This window comes from Salinicola halophilus, from assembly GCF_003206155.1.
Taxonomy (GTDB): Bacteria; Pseudomonadota; Gammaproteobacteria; order Pseudomonadales; family Halomonadaceae; genus Salinicola; species Salinicola halophilus.
The window spans coordinates 1,664,609-1,689,444 of record NZ_PZJV01000001.1 but is presented as its reverse complement, the minus strand read 5'-3'; the positions used below and the strand labels follow the sequence as shown (position 1 = coordinate 1,689,444).

The window sequence follows — 24,836 nt, the reverse complement described above, 5'->3', positions numbered from 1 at the left end:
GACCTCAGGCCCTGTCCGGCACCGGCCGCTGGGCCGGGCCGCCGTAGGGCCACAGCCAGCCCTTGGGCATCGGCCCCTTGTTCCGCCCGCCCTGGCACTGCTGCTCCCAGGCGTGGGCGAGAATGCCCACCGAGCGCGAAAGACAGAAAAGCCCTCGCGCCAGCGGGGCCGGGAACCCCAGTTCGGCGTAGATGACGGCGGTGGCGCCATCGATGTTGAGCGGGATCGGCTTGCCCTTCATGGCGATGAGCTGGCGTTCGACCTCGCGGGCGATGGCGACGAACTGACCGTCCACTTCGCCGCGGCTCGAGGCCTGTTCCACGAGCTGCAAGAGTCTGGGCGCGCGAGGGTCGACGGGGTGGAAACGGTGGCCGAAGCCGGGAACGATCCGGGTTCGATCTCGCTGCCAGTCGGCGATGCCCCGTTCGACCGCCTCCGTCAGAACGCGGCCGCGAATCTGATGCTCGAGTATCGATTGATACAGCTCGATGGCCTGCTCGCCGGCACCGCCGTGAACGTCATCCAGGACGTTGACCGCCGACGCCATGGCGTTGTTGAGGCTGCTGCCGCAGGTCATCGCCATGCGGGCGATGGCGATGCTCGGCGCCTGCGGACCGTGATCGACCGCGCTCATCAGCGCCGCTTCCAGCAGCGCCGACTGCGCCCGCGTGGGCAGCTCGCCACGCGTCATCAGCCACACCATGTCGGCGAAGCCGACGTTGCCGATCAACTCCTCGATGGGATAGCCGCGATAGCGGATCTCGCCGGGGCGCATGTCGATGATGTCGGTCTTCCACCACTGCTGGGCCTGATATTCGGGCGTCTGATGCTGGGGCGCTTGGGCATCGGTCATGAGGGAGCTCCGGTTCATTCGTCGTTGGCCGCGTGGGCGGGGAAGAGCGCGTCGTTGTCCTGGCCCAGGCGTGGGGGCGGTGAGGCGACGCGGGGCGCCTTGCCATCGATGCGATAGCCGCCGCTGACCACCTCCAGCGGCTTGCCGATGGGCGAGGGGTCGAAGCGCTCGATCATGCCGCGATCGCGAACCTGCGGATGCGCCAGTGCCTGGGCGACGCTGTAGACCGGCCCCGCGGGGACGCCGGCCTCGACCAGTCGCGGCCACCAGTATTCGGTGGTGTTGGCGGCGAGGGCCGCTTCGATGAGATCGCTGAGCGTTCGCCGGTGCGTCAGACGCGACTGGCGTTCGGCGAAGCGGGCGTCCGAGAGCCACTCGGGATGCTCGAGGAGATGGCAGATCGCCTCGAACTGCTCCTGCTTGTTGGCGGCGATGTTGAGCAGGCCATCCTGGGTGCGAAAGGTCCCCGATGGGCTGGCGGTGACGTTGTCGTTGCCCAGCGGCGTGGGCGGTTTGCCGGCAATGAGCAGGTTGGAGACCGCCCAGCCCATGGTGGCCAGCACCGACTCCAGCATCGAGATGTCGATGAACCGCGCCGTGCGCGGCGACTCGGCCAGCGCGGCGTTGATCGCCATGGCGGCGGTCAGTCCGCCGACCGTATCCGCCAGTGGGTAGCCGACGCGATAGGGGGCGTTGTCCGGGTCGCCGGTAATACTCATGACGCCCGCCATGCCCTGAATGATCTGATCATAGGCGGGGTAGTGCGCAAGCGGCCCGTCCTGGCCGAAACCGGAAATGGCGCAGTAGATCAGCCGTGGGTTGCGCTGCTTGAGCGTGTCGAATCCCAGTCCCAGTCGCTGCATGACGCCGGGCCGGAAGTTCTCGACCAGCACGTCGGCGCTGGCCACCAGGTCGAGGAAACGCTCCCGGTCCCGGGGGCGCTTGAAGTCGAGCGTCACCGAGCGCTTGCCGGCGTTCTGCGCCAGGAACGATACCCCCATGAGATCGAGATTCAGCGTGGGGTCGGCGCCCAGTTGACGGGCCAGGTCGCCGCCCTGGGGGCGCTCCACCTTGATCACCTCGGCACCGAGATGGGCGAGCTGATGGCAGCAGAAGGGCCCGGCCAGAACGTTGGTGAGATCCAGAACCCGGTAACCCGATAACGGAGACGACATGGTTTCCCCTAGTGAAACTGATTCTTTCAGGAAGAATAGATTGGCCGCCGGCCGGTTGCAATAGTGTTTTGCCTATCGCAACATCCTTCCTTCATTAGACCTCAGATGCCTCAGGCAGAAAGGAGCGCCCCATGGCTCAGCGTCGCGTCGAGGCCGTCGAGCGAGCATTGACCCTACTCGAAGCGTTTTCCTCGGAGCGGCGGGAGTTCTCGCTGACCGAACTGGCCAACGCGACCGGGTTCTACAAGAGCACCATCCTGCGGCTGATGGCTTCCCTCGAGCATTTCGGCTACGTCACTCGCGACGAGCGCGGTATCTATCGCGTTGGGCCGGCCCTGTCGCGTCTGGCCCCGCTGGCGGGAGACGGCCCGCAGCTGGAGAATCTGGTGCGGCCGATCCTCGAATCGCTGCGCGATGCCAGCGAGGAGACGGCGTCTTTCTATGTGCGCGACGGTGACCATCGGGTGTGCCGCCTGCGCGAGAACGGACGGCTCGAGGTGAGGCATCATCTCGAGGAGGGCATCCGGCTGCCATTGGGTCGAGGCGCCGCCGGGCGTGTGCTCAATTACGAAACGCCGCGCGGCCAGGTCGCTGTCTCCAGCGGCGAGCGACAGGCGGGGCTGTCGGCGGCGGCCATCGGTATCTACAATGGCGAGGGCGAGCTCATGGGCGCGCTGGCGCTCTCCGGACCCAGTGACCGGTTCAACGCGACGGCCAAGGATCGCCACGCCCCGCTGCTGGTTCAGTACGCGCCGCGCCTGGAACGACAGTGGCCGCGCGGACTGCGTACGGACTGAGCCCTCGGCGGAACCGATACTGCCCGACGGTGCGATAGCCCCGCCGGGCGAGCCGCACTTACTGGATCAGGCCGACCTCCTGGGAGATCTCTTCGATATCCTGGATCTGCTGGTGGACGTAGTCGTCGAAGGCCTCGCCGCGACGATCGAAAGGAATCAGGCCGTTCTGCGCCATGACTTTCTTCCACTCTTCGCTGTCGTAGAGATCCTGCAGCGCATTTTCCCACCATGCCACGTCCGCTTCGGCAACTTCGGCCGGAATGTAGAAGCCGCGCCAGTTGATCCCTTCGACATCGACACCCTGCTCCTTGGCGGTGGGCACGTCGCTGAGCGCCCCGGGCAGATGCTCGTCCGCCAGTACGGCAAGCACGCGTAGATCACCGGAGGCCACGAAACCGAGCGTCTCGGAAGCATCCCCGGAGAACGCATCGATATGGCCGCCGACGACCTGGGTCATCGCCTCGCCACCGCCATCGAACGGTAGGTATTTCACCTTGTTGAGCGGTTGGATGCCGTCGGCTCGCGCCATCATCAGCACCTTGAGGTGATCCCAGCCGCCGCTGGCGCTACCGCCGGCGAAGCTCACGCTGCCCGGGCGTTCTTCCATCGCATCGAGCAGTTCGTCGAGGCTCTGATAGGGAGAGTCCTTGCGCACCGCGATGACGCCGTAATCCGCACCCACGGTGCCCACCCAGTTGACCATGTCGGCGTTCATGCCGGGGAACTGGCGCTGCGCCAGGCGGGTGGTCGTGGCGGTGGAAGCGGAGACGATGACGTTGTTCTGTCCGGCGCGCTTGGTCACGACGTGCGAATAGGCGACCCCGCCGCTGGCACCGGGCATGTTGGTCGTCTGCACGCTGCCATCGATGATGCCGGTTTCGCTGAGTGCCTGGCCCACGCTACGGCAGGTGAAGTCCCAGCCGCCGCCGGGGTTGGCGGGCGCGATACAGTCGATCTTGCCGCTCGGGCCCGCGGCCATCGCGAAGAGCGGCAGCGACGCCATCGAGAGCGCGAGACACAGCGCGGTAGGCTTCGGGAACAAACGTTTCATGGCGTCTCCGTTATTCTGTTTGGTAGAACGTGTTCCAGCAGTAAAAAACTACGTTCGCCCATCGGAGGGGTCAATCGATTGATCACGGGTTGCGACTAAAGAATGCTCTCAGGCGCCATTCGATTCTTTCAGGTAGAACTTTTCCCGCGGAAAGTCGGTTCGGCGCCCCGACACCGACGTCGTCGTCGGATACGTCATCCGCGAGCCGGTGCCTGTTTCGCGACCGGGGTGTCGTTTCTCGACCGAGGCATGGCTTCGCGACCGGGGTGTCGTTTCTCGGCCTGAGGTCCAACAGTGGCGGGCCGATAGCGCGAGGAAGCGGCCCAACTCGGGGATAAGAGAGGAGGCGCAGGCGTGCAAGCGCTATCGAGCGACGGCCATTCGTCACGCCGTTTTCGCCGGTCGGTTCTGCTTCGGTGGCAAGCCTCGATATACTCGGGCGTCGGAGGCGGGCTTCGTCCCGGTTGGCCTGGCCGGTCTCGGCAGGTCAGAGGTCGGAACCCGTTCCGTTTCACTCAGTCACTTCATCCAGCCGCACGGTGTTTTATGTCGCTACGCACATCCACCCGCATCAACAAGTACATCAGCGAAAGCGGCATGTGCTCCCGGCGCGAGGCGGACCGGTTCGTCGAGCAGGGCAACGTCTGGATCAACGGGCGTCGGGCGACGACCGGCGATCAGGTCGGGCCGGGGGATCGGGTCAGGGTCAACGGCCAGGAGATCGAGCCGACGGCGGAAGACGACTTCGTGCTCATTGCGCTCAACAAGCCGGTGGGCATCGTCAGCACCACGGAGTCGAGCGAAAAGGACAACATCGTCGATTTCGTCGGTCACGGCGCGCGTATCTTTCCCATCGGACGGCTGGACAAGGAGTCCGAGGGGCTGATCTTTCTCACCAGCAACGGCGATCTGGTCAACAAGATCCTGCGCGCCGACAACAACCACGAGAAGGAGTATCGGGTGACGGTGAACAAGCCGATCACCGACGCCTTCATCGAGGGCATGCAGAACGGCGTGCCGATCCTCGGTCAGGTGACCAAGCGCTGCCGGGTGGAGAAAGTGTCGAGCTTCGTCTTCACCATCACGCTGGTGCAGGGGCTCAATCGTCAGATTCGCCGCATGTGCGAGTACTTCGGCTTCGAGGTCACGCAGCTCGTGCGTACCCGCATCATGAACGTCTCGCTCAAGGGACTGGCGCTCGGGGACTGGCGGGACCTCACCGAGAAAGAGATCGACGGCATCCTCGCGCTGACCCGGCAGTCCGAGAAGGTAGCCGACAAGGGGCAGTCGCCCCGCACCCAGTCGGCCTCGAAAGCGGCCGCGAAGCGTGCCGGTCAGGCGTCGGGCAAGAGCGCGGCCGGCGCCAAACCCGCCGGCGGGGCGAAGCACAAACCGCCTCGAGGGGGCGGCAAGGGTGGCCCGGCCGGGCGGCACGCTGCCAAATCGGGGGCGCCGGGGTCGGCCAAATCGGCAACGAAGGACAAGCCTGGCGCCAAGGGCAAGCCGGCGGCGAACGGAAAACCCGGCGGCCAAGGCAATCCGAACGCGACCCAAGGCAAGCCTGGCGCCAAGGGCAAGTCGGCTGGGCGACACGCCGCGAAGTCCGGCAACGGCGGGCCGAGCCAGCCCAAGGCCGCGTCATCGAAATCGGGCAAGCCCGATACCCGCCGAAGCGGCAAGAGTGCCGGCCGTTCACCGCAGGGCCGCAAGAAGCGCTGAGGCGCGGGCCTGCGGTGCCGACCTCTGTGCCGCGTCAGCCGACGTGGGCGATGACCTGATCGAACCCCTGCTTCATGTGCGCTTCGATGAAGTCGAGCGCCGCCGGCAGGGACTCCCCCTTGGCGTGCTCCAGGTAGCGGTCGTGGGACTGGCGTGCCGGGCCGGATCGGTTGTGTGCCCGCTGATGCAGGACGAAATAGCAGCGCAGGTGCGGCTTGACCCGTCCCCAGGCGTCGATCAGCAGGGCGTTGCCGCTGAGTTCGTAGCACCACTGATGCAGCTCCAGCTCACGGTCGATGGCAAGCGCGCTGTCGCCGCTGTCGATGGCCTCGAGCAGCCGGGCGTGGCGGCGGTCGAGATCCGCGAAACTATCGCTGCTGCGTTTGGGCCAGAGGCTTCGGAACGCCATCTGCTCGATCCCGGTGCGGTACTCGTAGAGTTGATGCAGCCCTTCGCGGGTCAGCTCGAGCACCCGCACGCCCTTGTAGGGCTCGCTGATCAGCAGTCCGATATTCATCAGATGCCGAATCGCCTCGCGCAGGGGGGCGCGACTGACCCCGAGCTGCTCGGCGAGCGCGTTCTCGGTCAGTCGTGTCCCCGGCGCGATCGTGCCGTTGGCGATCAGCGTCTGCAGGCGCTGGGCGGTCTGTTCCCAGAGCGTGCGTCGCCCGGGTATCTGCTCGATGTCGGTCGTGAACATTCGGTTCCAGCAGTGGGAATGGAGGTCCTCAGGCGTGCAGGTAGGCGTCGTAGAGCGCCGCCAGACGCGCCGTCAGGCTTTCGCTCTGAGGGTTCACGATAGCATGCCCGTCGATCTGATAGACCGGTGTCAGACCGCCAAGCGTGCCGGTCACGAAAGCCTCATCGGCGGTATAGGTCTCTGCCAGGGTGAAGTCGGTCTCGCGCACGACGATGCCGTTGTCGCGGGCCAGGCGCATGACCGTCTTGTGCGTGATGCCGTTGAAGTTGTAGCGACCGGTGGAGGTCCACAGCTCCCCATCGCGGACGATGAAGAAATTGGTGGAGTTGCAGCTGGCGACGAAGCCGTGGGGGTCGAGCATCAGCGCCTCGTTGGCCCCGGCGTTGATCGCCTGGATCAGGGCCTGAATGAAGTTGAGCCGGCTGTGGGAGTTGAGCCTGAGATCGAACACGTCCGGCGAACTGCAGCGGAAGGTCGAGGTGAACAGCGCAAGGCCTTTCGCCTTGGCCGCCTTGTCGATCACCTTGTGCTCGGCAACGATGACGATGGTCGCCTTGCCGAGCAGGAATCGCGGGTCCTGATTGGGCGTGGTCTTGAGGCCGCGGCTGACCATCAGGCGAATGTGCACGCCGTCGGTCATGTCGTTCTTGGCCAGCGTCTCCTGGATCAGGCCTACCAGCTCGTCGCGGGTGACACCGATATCCAGCGAAATCGAGGCCGCCCCCTGATAGAGGCGCTTCATGTGCTGATCGAGTGCGACCAGCTTGCCGTTCACCAGGCGAATGCCTTCCCACACGCCGTCACCCAGCACGAAACCGCTGTCGAAGATCGACACCGTCGCCTGGCTCTTGGGTTTGAATTCGCCGTCGACGTAGACGATGACGTCTTCGTTGCGCGAGTCGGCGACGTAGGATTGCGAGCTGCCGTTGGTATGGGTCATTCGGGTGTCTCCAGAAAGTCGGGTGAATCAGCGAGCGGGTTCGGCGTCGGTCTGCGGGCGTTGCCACATGGCAAACCCGGTGAAGCCATAGAGCAGCGAGAACGCCATCACCAGCCAGTGGTACCAGAGGAAGGGCAGGTAGTCGGCGGTGGCGACACCGGTGGTGGTCGCCATGAAGACGGCGCCGCTGGTCCAGGGAATCATCGGCGTGGAGAGCGTGCCGCCGGCCTCGACGTTGCGTGACAGCACCGTGCGCTGCAGGCCGAGGCGGTCGTAGATGTTTCGAGTCATCGACGCCGCCGTGAAGATGGCCACGTACGCCGCGCCGCCGAAGATCGTGCCGAAGAAACCGCAGGCCATGGTCGCAAGCGTCAGTCGACCGGTGCTGCGGTGAACCATCTTCGTCAGCGCGTTGGCGATCGTCTCCAGCACGCCCAGGCGTTCCATCAGCCCGCCGAGACCCAGCGCGAAGATGACGATGGCGATCACCGGCAGCATCGACACCATGCCGCCGCGGTTGAGGATGCTGGCGAGGTAGCCGTCGCCGTAGTCGCCCTGATTGCCGGCATAGAGGGCAGTGACGGCCTGCAGCGGCGTACTGTCCTGAACCACCCAGGCGCAGGTGACGCCGAGTACGGCACCGATGGCAATGACCGGCAGCGCCGGCTTGCGCAGGGCCAGCAGCACCAGCGTGGCGAGGATGGGCAGCAGCAGCCAGAGCGAGATCGAGAAGTGTGTGTCGAGCTGGGCCATCACCGCATCGGCCTGCTGCATGTCGTAGTCGGCGCTGGAGAAGTGATTGCCAGCGATGGCGAAACCGATCGTCGCCAGGCTCACACAGGGCACGCCGGTGTAGAGCATGGAGCGCACGTGCTCGATCAGCGGCACTTCGCAGATGGAGGCCGTCAGCACGGTGGTATCGGAAAGCGGCGAGAGCTTGTCGCCTACGTAGGCGCCGGAGATGACCGCGCCGGCCACGACCGGCAGCGGCAGTTCGAAACCGTGGCCGATGCCCATCATGGCGATCCCGATGGTGCCGACCGCGCCGAAGGACGTACCCGTGACCAACCCGGTGAGACCGCAGATCAGAAACGCCGCCGGCAGGAACCAGGCGGGGTCGATCAGCGACACGCCGTAATAGATGACGCTGGGAACGATGCCACCGGCGATCCAGCCCCCGATCAGGGCACCGACGGTCACGATGATCAGAACGCCCTCGAGCCCGCTGCGGATTCCATCGAGCGCACCCTGCTGAAGCGAGTCGTAGGCGTGCCCCAATCCCTTGCCGATCGCGAACATGGCGAACCAGGCGGCAAAGAGCGCCAGCGCCACGGGAATCTTGAGGATCAGCACCGTCGACATGATGGCGGCGAAACTGGCGAGAATCAGACAGAGGGCACCGGGCCCCGGTGGTCGGGCGTTCCGTGAAGTCATTTCACACCTCGAGCGTTCTTGAGCTTGTTATGTCGTCGTGTCGCTCCAAATTGTATACAGCATACAAATAGCCGGGTTCAAGCGGTACTCGATGAGCGCACGCGCGTTTGGGCCGTCGAGATCGGTCAGCGTCGAGACGAAAAAAAGCGGCCGAGAGCGGCCGCTGGAGAGAGAAGCTGGGAGCGTGGGGAGAGCGGTCGTAACCGTCGAAACAGGCGTGACAGCAGGAGGGCCCGCTCCCACTATGGCGAGCGGACCTAGCCGATCGCTTTGACGCCGGCCTTGGCGACCTGCACGTCCTGGTCGGGTTTGACGCCGGAGACGCCAACGCTGGCGATGACCTGGCCGTCGTGAATCACCGGCACGCCGCCGGCGAGCAGGGCCTTCATCGGCGCGGTAACGAAGGCGGTGCGGCCGCTGTTGATCATCTCTTCGAAGACCTGGGTTTCCTTGCGGCCGATGGCGGCGTTGCGCGCTTTCTCGGTAGCGATGCTGGGGCTGTTCGGCGAGGCGCCGTCGAGGCGGCGCAGGGCCAGCAGATGGCCGCCGTCGTCGGCGACGGCGATGGTCACCGCCCAGCCCTGGGCTTGGGCTTCGGCCTGGGCCGCATCGAGAATCGCGTTGACGTCGGTGAGTTCGAGTGTGGCTTTGGTCTGCATGGAAACTCTCTTGGCTGCGTGTGGAGGGATCGGGGTGTCGTGCTCACGCCGAGGCGGCGGCGTTCTTGGTCCCGGTTTGGGGTGTCTGCGAGTGTAGCGGCTCACGGGGTGTCAACGCTTCGTCGACCAGCTCGATCCAGTGGCGAACCGGCGTACGGTGGGCGCCATTCAGATGGGTCTGGCAGCCGATATTGGCGGTGACGATGGTCTCCGGCCCGTGGGCTTCGAGCGCGTCCATCTTGTTATCGCGCAGGCGGTTGGCAAGCGTCGGCTGGGTGACCGAGTAGGTGCCGGCGGAGCCGCAGCAGAGATGGGCGTCCGCCACCGGGGCCAGATCGAACCCCAGCCGCGTGAGCACTTTCTCCACCGCGCCGCCGAGTTTCTGGGCGTGCTGCAGGGTGCAGGGGCAGTGGAACGCCAGCCGCGAGCCGGGCCGGTCCGAGCTGTCGGTCAGCGTCTCGAGATCCTCCTCGCGCAGCACCTCGACCAGATCCTTGGCGAGCGCGCTCACCCGCCTGGCCTTCCTGGCGTACTCGGGGTCGTCGGCGAGCATCTCGCCGTACTCCTTGACGAAAGCGCCGCAGCCGCTGGCGGTCTGGATGATCGCCTCGACTCCATCGCCGGTGGCGCCGGCCTCGCCGTTGCCCTCGATCCACGGCCACCAGGCGTCGATGTTGGCGCGCATCCGCGCCCGGCCGGCTTGCTGGGCGTTGAGGTGGAAATCGAGCGCGCCGCAGCAGCCGGCTTCTTCGACGCCGCGCACGCCGATTCCCAGACGATCGAGGACGCGCGCCGTGGCATCGTTGGTGTTGGGGGCGAGCCCCGGCTGGACGCACCCTTCGAGAATCAGCATCTGGCGCGGATGACGATCCGGCGCGGGGCGGCGATGCGCGTGGCTGCGTCGGGCGGGAATCTTGTCGCGAATGTCCACGGGGGCCAGCGGGCGGAAGGTCTGGCCCAGCGCCAGCAGCGCCTGGAAGCGGCGTGGCTCGGCGAGTGCGGTACGCAGCCCGAAGCGTAGCGCGCGGTCGCGCGGGGCGCGGCCGACGCGGCGCTCCACCTCGGCACGGCCGATGTCGAGCAGCTTGTGGTACTCGACGCCGGAAGGGCAGGTGGTCTCGCAGCTGCGACAGGTCAGGCAGCGGTCGAGATGGAGCTGCGTTTCGCGGGTGATCCGCTCGTCGTCGGGCTCGCTCTCCAGCAGCTCCTTCATCAGATAGATGCGTCCGCGCGGCCCGTCGCGCTCGTCACCGAGCAGCTGGTAGGTCGGGCAGGTGGCGTTGCAGAACCCGCAGTGAACGCAGGTCCGCAGGATGCGGTCCGCCTCGTGGATGTGCGGCTGCTCGCGGGCAGCGTCGGAAAATCGAGTCTGCATGAACCCTCCTGAGACGCGGCTACCGCCGACCGGTTCACCAGTCGGCGTAGAGCCTGCCGGGGTTGAAGATGCCGTCCGGGTCGAGGCGTGCCTTGAGCCGTCGGTGATACTTGTCGAGCACCGCGGGTAGCGGCGGGTGCGGCGAGACGTTGTCGGCCGTCGGCGTGTAGCGGATGGCGTGACCACCGACGGCGGCCGTCACTTCCTGAACGTGCGTGGGGCTCTCGTCGCTGCGAAGCCAGGGCTGGACGCCGCCCCAGTCGACCAGCCAGTCGCCGTCGAGTGCCGGCAGGCGCGCCCGGGCCGGTAGCGATAGCCGCCAGAGCGGGCGCGGGTCGTCGCCGCGAAAGAACGGCAAGCGGTGCTCGCGCAGATCGGCCCAGAAATCCGCCGCCTCCGCCTCGCCGCCGATGTGCCGGCGGGTGGATTCCACCGAGCCCTCGCCCCCTTCCAGGCGCACGTGCAGCGTGCCGGCCTCGAACGCCGCGCCGGTGATCGGCAGCGGCTGGCGGCCCCACTCGACCAGCCGCTGGCAGGCGTCTTCGAACGGGAGCGACAGCCGCAGCCGGGCGGCGGCGACCGGTTGCGGCAGTACCTTGAACGACACCTCGGTGATCACGCCGAGCGTGCCCTGAGCGCCGACCATCAGCCGCGACAGGTCGTAGCCCGCGACGTTCTTCATCACCTCGCCGCCAAAGCGCAGGTGCTTGCCTTCGGCGGTGATGACGCGCACGCCGAGAACGAAGTCGCGCACCGAGCCGGCCCACGGGCGGCGCGGGCCGGAGAGCCCGGCGGCGACCATGCCGCCGACCGTTGCCGCCCCGCCGAAGTGCGGCGGCTCGAAGGCGAGCCGCTGATGGCTCTCGTCGAGCACGCGTTCGAGGGTGGCAAGCGGTGTCCCCGCCCGCGCGGTGACGATCAGTTCGACCGGGTCGTAGTGGACGATGCCGGCGTGGTCTCGCAGCTCCACGGCTTGTGTGGCCTCGACTCGGCGCCCCAGGAATGCCTTGGTCCCACCGCCGACGATGCGCAGCGGCGTTCGCTCGCGCGCGGCGCGTGAGACCGTGTCGATCAGCGCCGCGCTAGCGTCCTGGCCGGTATCCTTCGTCGGCCCGGGTTCTCCCGGCTCGGTGAACGCCGGGCGTCGGTCCTGCAGATGTGCCATGAGTGGCTCCTGTATCCGCCTGGGCGCTATCGCCCGCGGCTCGGCCCAGGGCTGACGATGAAGACGCCGAGCGTCATCGGTTCACGTCAGAACCGCGGCAATTCCGGATGAGAAAGTTGGCCCTGATGAACGTGCATGGCGCCGTGCTCGGCGCAGCGCGCCAGGGTCGGCACGTTCTTGCCGGGGTTGAGCAGCCGGCGCTCGTCGAAGGCGTGCTTGACGCTATGGAAGTGCGTCAGCTCGTCGGGGGCGAACTGCGTGCACATTTGATTGAGCTTCTCGCGGCCGACGCCGTGCTCACCGGTGATGGTGCCGCCGGCTTCGACGCAGAGAGAGAGGATCTCGCCGCCGAGCGCCTCCGCCGTGTCGAGCTCGCCGGGGAGGTTGGCATCGAACAGGATCAGCGGATGCAGGTTGCCGTCGCCGGCGTGGAAGACGTTGGCGACACGCAGCCCGTAGTGCTCGGCGAGGTCATCGATGCCCTTGAGCACCCGCGGCAGCTCGCGCCGAGGAATGGTCCCGTCCATGCAGTAGTAGTCCGGCGACATGCGACCGACGGCAGGAAAGGCCGCCTTGCGTCCGGCCCAGAACAGCGCCCGCTCGGCGTCGTCGCGAGCGAGCTGAATGCCCGTCGCCCCGGCGTTTTCCAGCAGTGCGCGAACTCGCTCGCAGTCGGCGCGGACATCCGCCTCCACGCCGTCCAGCTCGCACAGTAGAATCGCCTGGGCCTCCACCGGGTAGCCGGCGTGGACGAAATCCTCGGCGGCGCGGATCGCCAGGTTGTCCATCATCTCGAGCCCGCCGGGAATGATGCCGGCTGCGATGATGTCGCCTACCGCCCGCCCGGCGCGCTCGACGTCGTCGAACGAGGCCATCAGCACCCGGGCGACCTCCGGCTTCGGCAGCAGCTTGACGGTGACCTCGGTGATCACGCCGAGCATCCCTTCGGAGCCGGTGAACAGCGCCAGCAGATCGAAGCCCGGGGTATCCAGCGTCTCGCCGCCGAGCGTCATCCGCTCGCCCTCGATGGTCACGATCTCCACGCCGATGACGTTGTGTACCGTCAAACCGTACTTGAGACAGTGCACGCCGCCGGCATTCTCGGCGACGTTGCCGCCGATGGAGCAGGCGATCTGCGAGGACGGATCCGGCGCGTAGTAGAGCCCGTGAGGGCCCGCGGCCTCGGAGATGGCAAGGTTGCGCACGCCGGGCTGGACCCGGGCGATGCGCGCATCGGCGTCGAGTTCGAGAATGCGGTTGAAGCGCGACATCACCAGCAGCACGCCCTTCGCAAGCGGCAGCGCCCCGCCGGAGAGGCCGGTGCCGGCGCCGCGGGTCACTACCGGCACGTGATGCTCGAAGCAGACCCGCATCAAGGACTCCACCTCGGCCAGCGTCGCCGGCATGGCGACCAGCATCGGCAGCGTGCGATAGGCCGAGAGACCGTCGCACTCGAAGGGGCGCAGATCCTCCTCCCGGTCGAGCAGCACGAGATCCGGTGCCACGGCGTGGACCGCCGCCATCAGGGCGGCGCGGTCGACGGTCGCGATTTCGCCGTCGATTCGCTCATCGAAGAGCAGCTCCATGATCGTCTCCTCGTCGGCCTCATCGCGGTCGACGCACTTTGTGGAAGCGATTTCCACGGTCGCTTCCATTCTGGGTAAGCGCCGCCGTGGGGACTATTAGCCAATAGGCCAAGAGCCGATCCGCGCGGCCCCAGAAGCCGCGTCGAAAGAGGCGAGCCGTCGAAGGGCCGAAAAAAACGCGCGGGAAGACACGCACCGGAAACGATGGGCCGACAAGTACGCGCCAAGCGCAACGAATGGCGCCCATGAAACGCCATCGGCCCGGCGGGGAGCCGGACCGATGGCGATGCAGCGTGATGGCGATGCAGCGTGATGGCGAGACGGGTACGGCTCAGCCGCCCATCAAGGGATCGGTGAAGCCGAAGACGTAGAACGCCAGCAGCCCGATGATGCCGGCGAACAGGCAGTAGTAGAGCGTCGGCAGAATGGTCTTGCGCAGCGTCGTGCCCTCCCGGCCGAGCAGGCCGACGGTGGCGGAGGCGGCCACCACGTTGTGGATGGCGATCATGTTGCCGGCGGCGGCGCCCACTGCCTGCAGCGCGACCATCATCGCGGTAGAGAAGCCCAGCACCTCGGCGACGTTGAACTGGAACGCGGCGAGCATCAGGTTGGAGACGGTGTTGGAGCCGGCGATGAAGGCGCCGAGCGCACCGACCGCCGGCGCGAAGAGCGGGTAGATTCCGCCCACACCGTCGGCCACGAGCTGGGCCATGGCCACCGGCATCGACACCAGGTCGGATTCGTTGACGCCGGAGTTGATCAGGATGCGCACCATCGGAATGGTGAACAGCAGCACGAAGCCGGCGCCGAAGATGACCTTGGAGGATTCGGCGAACGCCGCCTTGACCTGCGCGGCGCGCATGCGGTGCAGGAAGATGGTCGCGATGACCGCGATCAGGATGATGCCGCCCGGCAGGTAGAGCCACTCGATGCTGCCGGAGATGCCGGCTTCACCCAGAATGTCGCTCCAGCCGGTGCTGATCGAGGAGAGCCCGGCCTTGACCGCCGGCACCGTGCGCGAGATCACCAGCAGCGCGGCGACGATCACGTAGGGCACCCAGCCCATCAGGGTCGACATCGGCGCACGGCCTGCCACGTCTTCCACCTTGATCTCGAGCGTGCCGATCCACTCCTTGGGCCACAGCGAGCGCTCGGGAAAGTCCCAGGTGTCCTTGGGCAGCAGAAAGCCCTTGCGCGCGGCCGGCACGACGATGGCCAGACCGATCAGTCCGCCCAGCAGCGAGGGAAATTCCGGCCCCAGCAGAACCCCGACGAGCATCGAGGGGACCACGAAGCAGGCGCCGACGAACAGGGCGAACGGGGTGATCGAGAGTCCTTCGGTCCAGGAGCGGTTGGCGCCGAAGAAGCGCACCATGACAGTGACCAGAATCAGCGGCATGAACACGCCGATGATGCCGTGGGTGACGACGACCTCGGAGGTGATCAGGCGAAAGTAGGTCTCCCAGCTCGAACCGTCCGCGGCGAGCTGCTCGGCGATTCCCACCTGATTCACGCCGCCGGTGACGCCGACCACGATGGGCGTGCCCACGGCGCCGAAGGAGACCGGCGTCGACTGCAGCATCATGCCGACCACCACCGCCGCCAGCGCGGGGAAGCCCAGCGCCACCATCAGCGGCGCGGCGACCGCGGCGGGGGTACCGAACCCGGAGGCGCCCTCGATGAAGCAGCCGAACAGCCAGGCGACGATCAGCGCCTGGACGCGCCGGTCCGGGCTGATCCCGGAGAAGCCGTTGCGGATCGCCATGATGCCGCCGGAGTACTTGAGCGTATTGAGCAGCAGGATCGCGCCGAAGATGATCCACAGCAGCGCAATCGTCAGGATCAGCCCCTGGAGCGTCGAGGCCAGCACCCGCGTCGCGGTCATGTCCCAGGCCAGCAGCGCCACCAGTACCGCCACCACGAAGACGACCGGCATGGCGATACGTGCCGGCGTTCGAAAGCCGATCAGCAGTACCCCCGCCAGTACCAAGGGGAAAAAGGCCAGCAGTGACAGTAGCGTCGAGTTCATGTCGAAAGCCCTGAGTCGTTGTTGTGAGCACTCGTGCAAGGTGCCGGCACTCGGACGGTGTCGGTCGCGACGGTCGACGACTCGGCGACCGAATGCGACGACGGCCGAGCGAGGCGGCGTCGCTCGGAAGATAACCACAGGGGGCGCGGCTGCCAACGCGGAGACGTAGGGCAAACTTTTGGCTTAGAAGATCAATGGTGCGTCGCTAAGTGATTGTCTTGTCGACGCTTTAGGAGGGGGTCGATGGGGCGGGCGGGGGCTGCAGCGCGCCGTCGCTGCGACCAATGGACGACGCCGCCGAGGCGGGAAACCTCGGCGGCGTCGGGTCGATGAAGCGCAAGCGCGGCGCCGGACCGGTGAGGGGTCAGGCGGAGGCGAGCATGCCGGTGTCCGCCTCGACCTCCTCGGTGGACATCAACTCGAGTCTCACCGGAATCGACTTGCCGGCGATGGTGTTGCTCTGGGCGTCACGGTCATCCACCGAGATCAGATCGTTGACCTCCGGATAGTAGGCACCCAGGCAGTTCTCGGGCAGGTCGTAGGCGATGATCTTGAACCCGGAGACGTGGCGCTCGATGCCGTCGCTGGCCACCGCGCGCAGGGTGACCCGATTGCCGGCCTCGAAGCCGTGCTTCTCGATGTCCCTGGGGTTCATCATCAGCACCATGCGCGTGCCGTAGATGTCGCGGTAGCGATCGTCATAGGAGTACACGGTGGTGTTGAACTGGTCGTGGCCGCGGATCGAGAGCAGCTGAAAGTGGTCATCGCCCGGTTGGGACGCGTCCTCGGCCAGATGTCCCTCGGGAAACAGAAAGTGCGCCTTGCCGGACTCGGTGTTCCAGATGCGATCGCGGGCCGCGATGTCCAGATGAAACACGCCCTCGGCGGCGAGCCGGGCGTTGAAGTCGTAGAAGGTGTCCGGCTGCGTCGCTTCGATCTTGTCGCGAATGCGCGCGTAGTCCTCGGCGAGCCACTCCCAGTCGACCTTGGCGTTGGGGTCGAGCGTCGCCTTGCCGAGACGCGCGACGATGGCGATCTCCGAGAGCAGCTGCGGTGATGCCGGCTCGATCTGGCCCTTGGAGCCCTGCACGTTGCACATGCCGTCTTCGATGGTGATGGTCTGCTCGACGCCCGCCTGCACGTCCTTCTCCGTACGCGCCAGCGCCGGCAGCAGGTAGGCCGATTTGCCGTGAATGAGGTGGCTGCGGTTGAGCTTGGTCGCGATCTGCACCGTCAGCCCGATGTTCTCGACGTGCGGGGCGATGCGCGCCTGGTCGGCGATGGCGCGGAAGAAGTTGCCGCCCATGCCGAGAAAGGCGTCGACCTCGCCGCGCAGGATCGCCTCGCAGCAGAGCGCGACGTCGTGGCCGTGTTCGCGCTCGCATTCGATGCCGAAGACCTCGTCCATCTTCGACAGAAACGCCTCGCCGGACTTGTGGAAGATTCCCACGGTACGGTCGCCCTGCACGTTGGAGTGGCCGCGAACCGGGCAGGCGCCGGCGCCGCGACGGCCGATGTGGCCACCCATCAGCAGCAGGTTGAGAATCTGGTGGACGTTGTCGCCGCCGCGAATGTGCTGGGTGATGCCCATGCCCCAGCAGCAGATCACGCGCTCGGCGCGTATCCACGCCTGTGCCGCTTCCTCGAGCGCCACTCGGGTCAGACCGCTGTAGCTTTCGATGCGCTCCCACGAGAGCGCGCGGCAGTGGTCGGCGAAAGCGTCGAAGCCCTGGGTGTGCATCTGCACGAAGTCGTGATCGATGACCCGCTCGCCACCGTTGTCGCGGGCCTCGTCGTCGACGGCCAGGATGTGCTTGCACATGCCCTGGATCGCGGCGATGTCACCGCCGATGCGCACCTGGTGATACTGCGAGCTGATCGGCACGCCGTGATTGGTCAGCATGTCCTTGGGCGTCTGCGGGTTGGCGAACTTCACCAGCGCCCGTTCGCGCAGCGGGTTGAAGGTGATCACCTCGGCGCCGCGCAGCCGCGCTTCGTGCAGCAGTCCCATCATGCGCGGGCTGTTGGTGCCGGCGTTCTGGCCGAAGATGAAGATGCAGTCGGCGTGCTCGAAATCGTCGAGCGTGGTCGTCGCCTTGCCCACACCGATGCTCTGGGGTAGCGCCACGGTCGTGGTCTCGTGGCACATGTTGGAGCAGTCAGGGAAATTGTGCGTGCCGATCATGCGACCGTAGAGCTGCCACAGAAACGCCGCCTCGTTGGAGGTGCGCCCCGAGGTGTAGAGCTCGACCCGTTTGGGATCGAGGCCGGCCACCTCCTTGCCGATCTCGCGAAAGGCGGTCGCCCAGTCGACGGGGTCGTACTTGTCAGTGGTGGCGTTGTAGCGCATCGGGTGCGTCAGTCGGCCCTGTTTTTCCAGCTCGTGATCCGACCAGGCGAGCAGCTCCGTCAGCGTGTGCTTGGCGAAGAATTCCGGCGTGGTGCGTGCCTTGGTCGTCTCCCAGGCGACGGCCTTGGCGCCGTTTTCGCAGAACTCCGCGGGCCCGGGTTTCTGCGGGTTCGGCCAGGCGCAGCTGGGGCACTCGAAGCCGCCGTTGGGCGTGTTGATCTTCAGCATCAGGCTGTTGCCGACAAACGGCACCTTTTCGCGCAGAAAGTGCTGCTCCGTCGCGCGAACCGACTGCCAGCCGCCGCCGGGGGCGTCGTGCTCGCCCTGTTTGCCGTGCAGTTCGTCGTCCTTCAGTTCATGCGCCATGATCGTCTTCTCCCTGATTCTCTTGGCCGGCAGGCCCCCGGTGCCGGTGAGGTCGCGTAACCACGCAGGGCCCGCGTTCGAGACAAGTATGGCAACGCAATCGCAATCTCGCCGGGAGATCCGAAGTCGAATTCGACGACGAGGGCCGATACGAGAACGCCGCGCGGGTTTGACGTCGGGCGAGAACCTTGCACATGCTGATTCGACTTCAACCAGGGAGAAGCCGGATATGGCGCGCAAGATGTTCGATCTGTGCGGTCGCGACGAGCGGCTGCGTTTTTCGCCCTACTGCTGGCGGGTGAAGTTCGCCCTCGCCCACAAGGGGCTCGACTGCGACTTCCTGCCATGGAAGTTCACCGACAAGGAGGCGATCGCCTTCTCCGGGCAGTCCAAGGTGCCGGTGCTGGTGGACGGCGAGGAGACGGTCACCGACAGCTACGAGATTCTGCGCTATCTCGATCGCGTCTACCCCGAGCGGCCGCTGCTGGGTGACGAGACCGCCGAGGCGCGGGCGCGGTTCTTCAAGCACTACGCCGAGCGCTCGCTGGCGCCGGGTATCGTGCGCACCATCCTGATGGACGTTTTCAACGCGGTGCATCCGGACGATCGAGAGTACTTCCGCACCTCTCGGGAGAAGGCCTTCGGCTGCACGCTCGAAGAGATGCACTCACCCGAGCAGGGGCTTGCGATGCTCGATACGGCGCTCGCGCCGATGCGCGGACGTCTCGAGGAGTCGGCGTTTCTGGACGGCGACGAGGCGGGCGCTGCGGATTACCTGGTGGCCGGCGTGTTCATGTGGGCGCGAATCTGCTCGACCACTGAACTCGTTGCCCATACCGACCCCGTGCATGCGTGGTTCGAGCGCATCCTCGATCTTCACGGCGGGGTCGGTCGCGAGGCTACCCGTGTCGCCGACATCGAGAGCGGGCACGCCGGCTGATCGCCGCGCTTTTTCGGTGATGACGAAACCCCGGTTCGGCCGGGGTTTTTCGTATCCAGGTGTCGAGATGTCGAGCCTGGGAAGAGGGGAGACGAGAGGGCGCAAGCGACGCTTGCGGCGGGTCAGTGGTCCTCTCGCCGTTCGTGCGGGGCGAAGAACTCTCGAACCTGACGAAAGGCGGTGGCGAAGTAGTGCTCGAAGGTGTCGCGTTCGACGAAGCCGATGTGCGGGGTGGCGAGAACCCGCGGGTGGCCCTGGTAGGCTCGTGCGCCGTCGGGTTCGTTCTCGAAGACGTCGAGCGCCGCCGCCCCCGGGCGACCGGCGTCGAGGGCGTCGAGCAGGGCGCCGCTTCGGATCAGTTCGGCGCGGCTGGTGTTGACCAGCAGGGCATCGGCGCGCATCGAGGCGAGCTCCGCCGCACCGATCATGCCGCGGGTCGCGTCGTTGAGCTTGAGGTGCAGGCTGACCGCATCGCAGCGGGCCAGAAAGCGCTGACGGTCCGGCTCGTACTCGAGGCCCAGCTCGAAGGCGCGCCCGGCGCTGGACTCGCGGCCGTGGGCGATTACCTGCATGCCGAAGGCCTGCGCGTAGCCTGCGACCCGGCTGCCGATCCGTCCCAGCCCCCAGATGCCCAGCGTGCGACCGTGGACCACGTGCCCCAGCGATTCGGTCTCGAGCTGCGCGGTGGTGCGCTGCCACTCGCCCCGGCGCTGGCGGTCGAGATAGCCGCCGAGGCGGCGAGAGCCGGCCATGATCAGAAGCCAGGCGAGTTCGGCGGGGGCGACGGGCGAGCCCTCGCCGTCGCGAACGGCGATACCCCGCTCTTCGCACGCCTCGAGATCCACCGCGCCGGCGAGCCGCCCTGTCTGCACGACGAGCTTGAGTCGCGGCAGTTTGCCGATGAGGTCGCGGTCGAGCCGGGTGCGCTCGCGAATCAGGATGATCGCGTCGCTTTCGGCAAGCCTCGCGGCCAGTGCCGAGGCGGGGAGGTGCTCGTGCTCGATGTCGAGCCGGACACCGCTGCCGTCGAGTTCGCAGGCGGCATCCAGAAAGGCGCAGCAGCCCTGGTAGTCATCCAGCACGGTAACCGTTATCGACATGGCGGGCCCCTCGCGTGAATGCACCGGCAAGGCGTCGATGCAGCGCTTCATTGTTGGCACGTTGGCTCACGGCTGTCGAGCGCCCGGTGGCCCGTGGCTATCACACGCAGCGGCTCAACCGTGGCGTTCGAGAAAGCGCTGCACGCGCTCGGTGGCGGGCCGCTCGAAAAAGGTCTCCGGGTCCGCGCGCTCGACGATGATGCCCTTGTCGAGGAACACGACCTGATCGGAAACGGCGCGGGCGAAGCTCATCTCGTGGGTGACGATCACCATGGTGTAGCCCTCCGCGGAGAGATCCTTGATCACCGTCAGCACTTCGCCGACGAGCTCCGGGTCCAGCGCCGAAGTCGGCTCGTCGAACAGCATCACCTCTGGCTGCATGGCGAGCGCCCGAGCGATCGCCACGCGCTGTTTCTGGCCGCCGGAGAGCGTGCCGGGGTAGGCCACGGCCTTGTCCGAGAGCCCCACCTTCTCCAGCAGCTCGCGGGCGTGAGTCTGCGCCTCGCCCTTGGATTTGCCCATCACGTGGATCGGCGCCTCGGTGACGTTGTGCAGCACGTTGAGATGCGGCCAGAGATTGAAGCTCTGGAACACCATGCCGGTTTGCGCTCTCACGCGGGCGAGCGCCTTGGCACCCATGCGCTTGCCGGCGTCGTCGAGGCCGATGCGCTGCCCCGCGATGTGAATGCTGCCGCGATCGGGCTGCTCGAGCCAGTTGATGCAGCGCAAAAGCGTCGACTTGCCCGACCCCGAGGCGCCGAGAATCGTGACCACTTCCCCGGGGGTGACCTCCAGATTGACGTCGCGCAGCACCTCGACGTCGTCGAAGCTCTTGGAGAGCTGGCGGATCGAGACCGCGGTGGCTTCAGGCATGATCGAACCCTCGCTTGGCGCCGAAGCGCCCGCACTGTTTGACGATGATCTCCATTGCGACACTCACCGCCCAGTAGAAACCGATGACCACCAGAAACGCCTCGGTGGGAATGAAATAGGTGCCGGAGAGACTGTTGGCCGCCGCCGTCAGCTCGCGCACCGTGATGATGACCAGAAAGGCCGTGTCCTTGAGGGCGTAGATCAGCTGATTGCCGATCAGCGGCCGGGTCTGCATCACGATCTGCGGCAGAATCAGGCGCACGAACATCTTGCCGCGGGTGAAGCCGTGGGCCTGGGCCGCCTCGACCTGCCCCTGCGGGAAGACCAGCCGGCTGCCGCGAAAGATCTCGGCGAAGTAGCAGCCGTGGTAGACCGCCAGCGCCCCCACGCCCGCCCACCAGGCATCGAGGCGAATGCCGAAGGTCGGCAGGCCGTAATAGAGTAGGTAGGCGAGCATTAGAAACGGCAGCATGCGCATGCCGTCGATGAACACGCGCAGCGTCAGTTTGCTCGTGGAAGGTCGGCCCTCGAGCAGAAAGAGCATGAAACAGCCGATCGCGAAGGCGGCGGTGATCGACAGCCCGAAGATCTGCATCGTGTTCAGAAAGCCCGTCCAGAACTCGTCGCGGGCCTGCCACAGGATGTCCCAGTTGCTCATGCGCCTCTCCTTCAAGTGGCCAGACGGTTGGCGCGGCGCTCGGCGAGGCGCTGCAGCCACACGAGCACGCCGATGATCGCCATGTAGAGTGCACAGGCGACGAGAATCGGCGGCAGCGGCTCGTAGGTCACCGCCGAAATCCGATTGGTCACGCGGGTCAGGTCGACGACGCCGATGACGGCGATGGCGGGGCTGCCCTTGATCAGAAAGGACATCTCGTTGATCAGCCCCGGAAGGCTCGTGATCACCATCTGCGGCAGCATGATCCGCCGGAAGGTGATCCACGGCGTCATGCCGGTGGCCATGGCGGCTTCGCGCTGATCGCGGGAGAAGTTGCGAAAGCCGCTGCGCCAGATCTCGGCGTTGAACGCGGTGGTGTTGATGGTCAGCGCCAGGATGCCGGCGACGCTGCGATCCAGGCCGAAGCCGAGCGTCGGCGCGCTGAGAAAGATGAACAGCGCAAGCGTCACCAGCGGTGTGGCCCGCGCGAGACTGACGTAGAGCACGAGAATCTGATCGACGACGGGAATGCGGGCCAGGCGGATCAGCGCGACGATCAGTCCGGCGGCGACGCCGATGGCGATCGACACCGCGGAGATCCAGAGCGTGGTCCAGGCCCCGTCGAACAGCATCTGCCAGGCGCTGGCATTCATGGGCGACCCCTAGATGACCGGTGAAGAGCAGCGAACGACGAGGCGGGCGCCGGCCGGGCCGACCCCCGCGCATGGCGACGGCGGGGCGTCGCTCAGTCGTCCAGCCCGGCCAGCTCGTGGAACTGCTCGACGCTGGTCAATGGCTCGGTGGGCAGGTCGGGGAAGCTCTCGCCGAACCACTCCTCCTGCAGTTCGGCCAGTCGGCCGCTGTCGCGCAGGTGGGCGAGGAACTCGCTCATGTACTCGAGCAGCTCGGGGCTCGACTTGGGAATGGGCCAGGAGACGTAGCCGGCACCGGAGACCGCGGGCCCCTTGGCGAAGACTTCCGGCCGTGAGGCGACCAGCGTATTCGCCGGTACCGCCGAGTCGATCACGTAGTCGAGACGACCGTTGGCCAGATCGGCAAACGCCTCCGGGTAGGACTCGTACTGCACTACCTCGCCGAGTTCCTCGTCCGCCTCGTCCAGCATCGCCTCGAGCTCGGGCAGCCGCGAGAGCAGTACGCTGCCCGCCTGAACGCCCACGGTAAGCCCGCTGAGATCGTCGACGCTGTCGATATCCGAGTCCGCGCGGGTGATGGCGAAGTGCTGGGCGGAGGCGTAGGGCGGGGTGTAGTCGAACACGCGCAGGCGCTCGTCGGAGACCGAGGCCCCGGTCAGCGCCATGTCGTACTGGCCGGTGGAGACCGCCGCCAGCAGGCCCGTCCAGGGCAGAATCTCCTGCTTGATGTCGAAGTCGGCGTACTCCCGCAGTTCCTCGAGCACGTCGGCGTTGAAGCCCCTGGGATCGCCATCCTCGATGAAGTTGAACGGCGCGTAGTTGTCCTCCGTCGCCACGTTCAGGCTGCCGCGGCTCTCGATCTCCTCCAGGTCGGCGGCGACCGCGGGAAGGGCGATACTCATCAGCGACCCCGCGAGTGCGGCGGCGAACCACCGCTTGGGCGAGACGTTGACGGTCGACGAGTGGGTAGCGGATCGATTCATGAGACACCTCGATATTGTTGTTGGTCGTTGTCGTTGTCGTTGTCGTTGTCGTTGTAGTTGAGCGTTGCCGGTACGTGTTGTCGTTGAATGATGCCGCGGCGCGGTTTCGGGGTGGGGCGCGTCCGGGTACAGAGCGGCGCGCTTCACGCCGTTTCAACGCAGCCGCCCCTGGCATGAAACACCGGTGTGCGGCGCCTCACGGGACTGAATTCACCCTAAAGAAGATCGAGGAGGTCGCTGTAGAGCCAGTTCGGCGGTATCGGCTGGCCAGTTATGCCGTGCGCGCAGCCACGACGCCGCACGCTCAGCCTCCGCGGCGGCTCAGCGGTCTTCGCGGGGGCGTTCGTCCGGGGCGGACGTCGCGAGTTCGGCGAGGGCGTCGAGCAGGCTGTCGAGTTGGGCACCGGCGAAACCGATGCCCACCAGCTGTCCTGCCCCGGGGCGCGGTGCGGTCGGCGTCCAGCTGGCCCGCCCCCCGCTCCAGTGGAAGACGAAGTGGCGGTCGCCGACCTGAAGAAAGCCCTTGGCGCGAGCTACCGCCCCGGCGTGGCGCGCCAGGCAACCCTCCAGCGCGTCTCGCTCGGCCAGCGCGGGGAGCTGGCGGGTGAAGCGCTGCCAGTTCGGAGGGTCGAGCGGGGCCGGCTGGAGACCGTGGAGAGGCGGCGCGCGGGAGTCGACTTTGCCGGCGTCGACAGCCTCGATGTCGGTATCGCCGGGTTCGGCAGTCCGGCTGGCGTTCGCGCGGGGCTCATTCGGCGCTGAAGGCTCATTCGACGCTGAAGGCTCATTCGACGCTGAAGGCTCATTCGACGCTGAAGGCTCATTCGACGCTGAAGGCTCATTCGTCGCATGCGGGTTGATCGATTCAAGCCAGCGGTTTGCCGACGCCAGCTCGTCGGGGCCGAGGCTGTCTTCACGGTTGCACGAGAGGCGGTCCGCCGCGGCGATCTGCGTCTCCACCAAATCGGCGATACGCCCATCCCGACGATGGCGGGCCAGCGCGCCGAGATCGACCAGGGTCACGATCTCGGCCAGGTGAAACTGGCGTGCGACGCGGACCATGTCGGCGATGCGCCCCGGCAGCGCGACGCCGCTGGTCTCGATGATCAGCGCCGTCGGCGGCTCGGGCCAGCGGGCGATCCGCGAGAGCTGGGCACCGAGGGCGTCGCTCAGCGAGCAGCACAGACAGCCGTTGTCGAGCGACAGCAGCCGGTCGCCGCGGTAGTCGATCAGCTCGGCGTCGACGTTGATGGCGCCGAAATCGTTGACCAGCACCAGCGTCCCCGGGGTGACGCCCGCGCGCAGATGCCGGTTGAGCCAGGTCGTCTTGCCGGCCCCCAGATAGCCCGCGACCAGCGTCACGGGAATCGTCGCCGGTGATGACGCCGTCGCGGGTTCAGTCGTCGCGGGTTCAGTCGTCTCGGGCATCG

The 24,836-nt window shown here is 66.6% G+C and carries 21 protein-coding genes; 3 read left to right on the top strand and 18 right to left on the bottom strand.

Annotated elements, in window-relative coordinates:
* Positions 1 to 4: 4 nt before the first annotated feature.
* The gene (locus DOM33_RS07520) at positions 5 to 853 is read right to left on the bottom strand and encodes a citryl-CoA lyase (protein WP_110667285.1); all 849 of its coding nucleotides are present in this window, start codon (positions 851 to 853) and stop codon (positions 5 to 7) included.
* 14 nt (positions 854 to 867) lie between these two features.
* On the bottom strand, positions 868 to 2,028 hold the full coding sequence (locus tag DOM33_RS07515) for a CaiB/BaiF CoA transferase family protein (RefSeq protein WP_110667283.1): 1,161 nt from the start codon (positions 2,026 to 2,028) through the stop codon (positions 868 to 870).
* 131 nt (positions 2,029 to 2,159) lie between these two features.
* Between DOM33_RS07515 and DOM33_RS07510 the strand changes: the two genes are divergently transcribed.
* On the top strand, positions 2,160 to 2,825 hold the full coding sequence (locus tag DOM33_RS07510) for an IclR family transcriptional regulator (RefSeq protein ID WP_110667280.1): 666 nt from the start codon (positions 2,160 to 2,162) through the stop codon (positions 2,823 to 2,825).
* A 58-nt stretch (positions 2,826 to 2,883) separates the two neighbouring features.
* Here the strand turns inward: DOM33_RS07510 and DOM33_RS07505 are convergent, their stop codons facing one another.
* Positions 2,884 to 3,876, bottom strand: a complete 993-nt coding sequence (locus DOM33_RS07505; protein ID WP_110667278.1) for a Bug family tripartite tricarboxylate transporter substrate binding protein — start codon at positions 3,874 to 3,876, stop codon at positions 2,884 to 2,886.
* Positions 3,877 to 4,422: 546 nt separating this feature from the next.
* Here DOM33_RS07505 and rluF point away from each other — a divergent pair.
* Positions 4,423 to 5,595: a 23S rRNA pseudouridine(2604) synthase RluF gene (rluF, locus tag DOM33_RS07500; RefSeq protein WP_110667276.1), complete on the top strand. Its 1,173-nt coding sequence runs from the start codon at positions 4,423 to 4,425 to the stop codon at positions 5,593 to 5,595.
* A 34-nt stretch (positions 5,596 to 5,629) separates the two neighbouring features.
* On the opposite strand, the gene DOM33_RS07495 is transcribed toward rluF, so the two are convergent.
* The 9 genes from DOM33_RS07495 to DOM33_RS07455 all read right to left on the bottom strand — a co-directional run bounded on the left by DOM33_RS07495 (position 5,630) and on the right by DOM33_RS07455 (position 18,199).
* Entirely contained in the window at positions 5,630 to 6,295 is a 666-nt protein-coding gene (locus DOM33_RS07495) for a GntR family transcriptional regulator (protein ID WP_110667274.1), read from the bottom strand.
* A 28-nt stretch (positions 6,296 to 6,323) separates the two neighbouring features.
* Entirely contained in the window at positions 6,324 to 7,235 is a 912-nt protein-coding gene (locus DOM33_RS07490; RefSeq protein WP_110667271.1) for an aminotransferase class IV, read from the bottom strand.
* 27 nt (positions 7,236 to 7,262) lie between these two features.
* Positions 7,263 to 8,669 (bottom strand): Na+/H+ antiporter NhaC, encoded by a 1,407-nt coding sequence (nhaC, locus tag DOM33_RS07485; RefSeq protein WP_110667269.1) that lies wholly within the window; start codon positions 8,667 to 8,669, stop codon positions 7,263 to 7,265.
* Between the two features lie 257 nt (positions 8,670 to 8,926).
* Positions 8,927 to 9,328: a GlcG/HbpS family heme-binding protein gene (locus tag DOM33_RS07480; RefSeq protein WP_110667266.1), complete on the bottom strand. Its 402-nt coding sequence runs from the start codon at positions 9,326 to 9,328 to the stop codon at positions 8,927 to 8,929.
* 43 nt (positions 9,329 to 9,371) lie between these two features.
* Entirely contained in the window at positions 9,372 to 10,703 is a 1,332-nt protein-coding gene (gene glcF / locus DOM33_RS07475) for a glycolate oxidase subunit GlcF (protein WP_110667264.1), read from the bottom strand.
* A 34-nt stretch (positions 10,704 to 10,737) separates the two neighbouring features.
* Complete coding sequence (gene glcE / locus DOM33_RS07470) at positions 10,738 to 11,868, bottom strand: glycolate oxidase subunit GlcE (protein ID WP_110667262.1); 1,131 nt, start codon at positions 11,866 to 11,868, stop codon at positions 10,738 to 10,740.
* A gap of 86 nt (positions 11,869 to 11,954) precedes the next feature.
* Positions 11,955 to 13,454: a glycolate oxidase subunit GlcD gene (glcD, locus tag DOM33_RS07465; RefSeq protein ID WP_110667624.1), complete on the bottom strand. Its 1,500-nt coding sequence runs from the start codon at positions 13,452 to 13,454 to the stop codon at positions 11,955 to 11,957.
* A gap of 331 nt (positions 13,455 to 13,785) precedes the next feature.
* Positions 13,786 to 15,483 (bottom strand): L-lactate permease, encoded by a 1,698-nt coding sequence (locus DOM33_RS07460; RefSeq protein ID WP_110667260.1) that lies wholly within the window; start codon positions 15,481 to 15,483, stop codon positions 13,786 to 13,788.
* Positions 15,484 to 15,847: 364 nt separating this feature from the next.
* Entirely contained in the window at positions 15,848 to 18,199 is a 2,352-nt protein-coding gene (locus DOM33_RS07455; RefSeq protein WP_110667257.1) for an FdhF/YdeP family oxidoreductase, read from the bottom strand.
* 229 nt (positions 18,200 to 18,428) lie between these two features.
* Between DOM33_RS07455 and DOM33_RS07450 the strand changes: the two genes are divergently transcribed.
* Positions 18,429 to 19,139, top strand: a complete 711-nt coding sequence (locus tag DOM33_RS07450) for a glutathione S-transferase N-terminal domain-containing protein (RefSeq protein ID WP_110667255.1) — start codon at positions 18,429 to 18,431, stop codon at positions 19,137 to 19,139.
* A gap of 122 nt (positions 19,140 to 19,261) precedes the next feature.
* Here the strand turns inward: DOM33_RS07450 and DOM33_RS07445 are convergent, their stop codons facing one another.
* From DOM33_RS07445 to DOM33_RS07420, 6 genes are all read right to left on the bottom strand, one after another.
* Positions 19,262 to 20,239, bottom strand: coding sequence for a D-2-hydroxyacid dehydrogenase family protein (locus DOM33_RS07445; RefSeq protein WP_162617923.1), 978 nt, complete (start codon positions 20,237 to 20,239; stop codon positions 19,262 to 19,264).
* 114 nt (positions 20,240 to 20,353) lie between these two features.
* Complete coding sequence (locus tag DOM33_RS07440; RefSeq protein ID WP_110667250.1) at positions 20,354 to 21,112, bottom strand: amino acid ABC transporter ATP-binding protein; 759 nt, start codon at positions 21,110 to 21,112, stop codon at positions 20,354 to 20,356.
* Positions 21,105 to 21,770, bottom strand: coding sequence for an amino acid ABC transporter permease (locus tag DOM33_RS07435; protein WP_110667248.1), 666 nt, complete (start codon positions 21,768 to 21,770; stop codon positions 21,105 to 21,107). Before DOM33_RS07435 ends, DOM33_RS07440 begins: the two co-directional genes overlap by 8 nt.
* 11 nt (positions 21,771 to 21,781) lie before the next feature.
* Positions 21,782 to 22,423 (bottom strand): amino acid ABC transporter permease, encoded by a 642-nt coding sequence (locus tag DOM33_RS07430; RefSeq protein WP_110667246.1) that lies wholly within the window; start codon positions 22,421 to 22,423, stop codon positions 21,782 to 21,784.
* Between the two features lie 92 nt (positions 22,424 to 22,515).
* Positions 22,516 to 23,406, bottom strand: a complete 891-nt coding sequence (locus DOM33_RS07425; RefSeq protein WP_110667244.1) for a transporter substrate-binding domain-containing protein — start codon at positions 23,404 to 23,406, stop codon at positions 22,516 to 22,518.
* A gap of 321 nt (positions 23,407 to 23,727) precedes the next feature.
* The gene (locus DOM33_RS07420) at positions 23,728 to 24,834 is read right to left on the bottom strand and encodes a CobW family GTP-binding protein (RefSeq protein ID WP_110667242.1); all 1,107 of its coding nucleotides are present in this window, start codon (positions 24,832 to 24,834) and stop codon (positions 23,728 to 23,730) included.
* Positions 24,835 to 24,836: the final 2 nt, after the last annotated feature.

Coding starts and splice junctions, on each gene's coding strand:
- DOM33_RS07520 (WP_110667285.1), bottom strand. CDS start 853: ATGACCGATGCCCAAGCGCCCCAGCATCAGACGCCCGAATATCAGGCC.
- DOM33_RS07515 (WP_110667283.1), bottom strand. CDS start 2,028: ATGTCGTCTCCGTTATCGGGTTACCGGGTTCTGGATCTCACCAACGTT.
- DOM33_RS07510 (WP_110667280.1), top strand. CDS start 2,160: ATGGCTCAGCGTCGCGTCGAGGCCGTCGAGCGAGCATTGACCCTACTC.
- DOM33_RS07505 (WP_110667278.1), bottom strand. CDS start 3,876: ATGAAACGTTTGTTCCCGAAGCCTACCGCGCTGTGTCTCGCGCTCTCG.
- rluF (WP_110667276.1), top strand. CDS start 4,423: ATGTCGCTACGCACATCCACCCGCATCAACAAGTACATCAGCGAAAGC.
- DOM33_RS07495 (WP_110667274.1), bottom strand. CDS start 6,295: ATGTTCACGACCGACATCGAGCAGATACCCGGGCGACGCACGCTCTGG.
- DOM33_RS07490 (WP_110667271.1), bottom strand. CDS start 7,235: ATGACCCATACCAACGGCAGCTCGCAATCCTACGTCGCCGACTCGCGC.
- nhaC (WP_110667269.1), bottom strand. CDS start 8,669: ATGACTTCACGGAACGCCCGACCACCGGGGCCCGGTGCCCTCTGTCTG.
- DOM33_RS07480 (WP_110667266.1), bottom strand. CDS start 9,328: ATGCAGACCAAAGCCACACTCGAACTCACCGACGTCAACGCGATTCTC.
- glcF (WP_110667264.1), bottom strand. CDS start 10,703: ATGCAGACTCGATTTTCCGACGCTGCCCGCGAGCAGCCGCACATCCAC.
- glcE (WP_110667262.1), bottom strand. CDS start 11,868: ATGGCACATCTGCAGGACCGACGCCCGGCGTTCACCGAGCCGGGAGAA.
- glcD (WP_110667624.1), bottom strand. CDS start 13,454: ATGGAGCTGCTCTTCGATGAGCGAATCGACGGCGAAATCGCGACCGTC.
- DOM33_RS07460 (WP_110667260.1), bottom strand. CDS start 15,483: ATGAACTCGACGCTACTGTCACTGCTGGCCTTTTTCCCCTTGGTACTG.
- DOM33_RS07455 (WP_110667257.1), bottom strand. CDS start 18,199: ATGGCGCATGAACTGAAGGACGACGAACTGCACGGCAAACAGGGCGAG.
- DOM33_RS07450 (WP_110667255.1), top strand. CDS start 18,429: ATGGCGCGCAAGATGTTCGATCTGTGCGGTCGCGACGAGCGGCTGCGT.
- DOM33_RS07445 (WP_162617923.1), bottom strand. CDS start 20,239: ATGTCGATAACGGTTACCGTGCTGGATGACTACCAGGGCTGCTGCGCC.
- DOM33_RS07440 (WP_110667250.1), bottom strand. CDS start 21,112: ATGCCTGAAGCCACCGCGGTCTCGATCCGCCAGCTCTCCAAGAGCTTC.
- DOM33_RS07435 (WP_110667248.1), bottom strand. CDS start 21,770: ATGAGCAACTGGGACATCCTGTGGCAGGCCCGCGACGAGTTCTGGACG.
- DOM33_RS07430 (WP_110667246.1), bottom strand. CDS start 22,423: ATGAATGCCAGCGCCTGGCAGATGCTGTTCGACGGGGCCTGGACCACG.
- DOM33_RS07425 (WP_110667244.1), bottom strand. CDS start 23,406: ATGAATCGATCCGCTACCCACTCGTCGACCGTCAACGTCTCGCCCAAG.
- DOM33_RS07420 (WP_110667242.1), bottom strand. CDS start 24,834: ATGCCCGAGACGACTGAACCCGCGACGACTGAACCCGCGACGGCGTCA.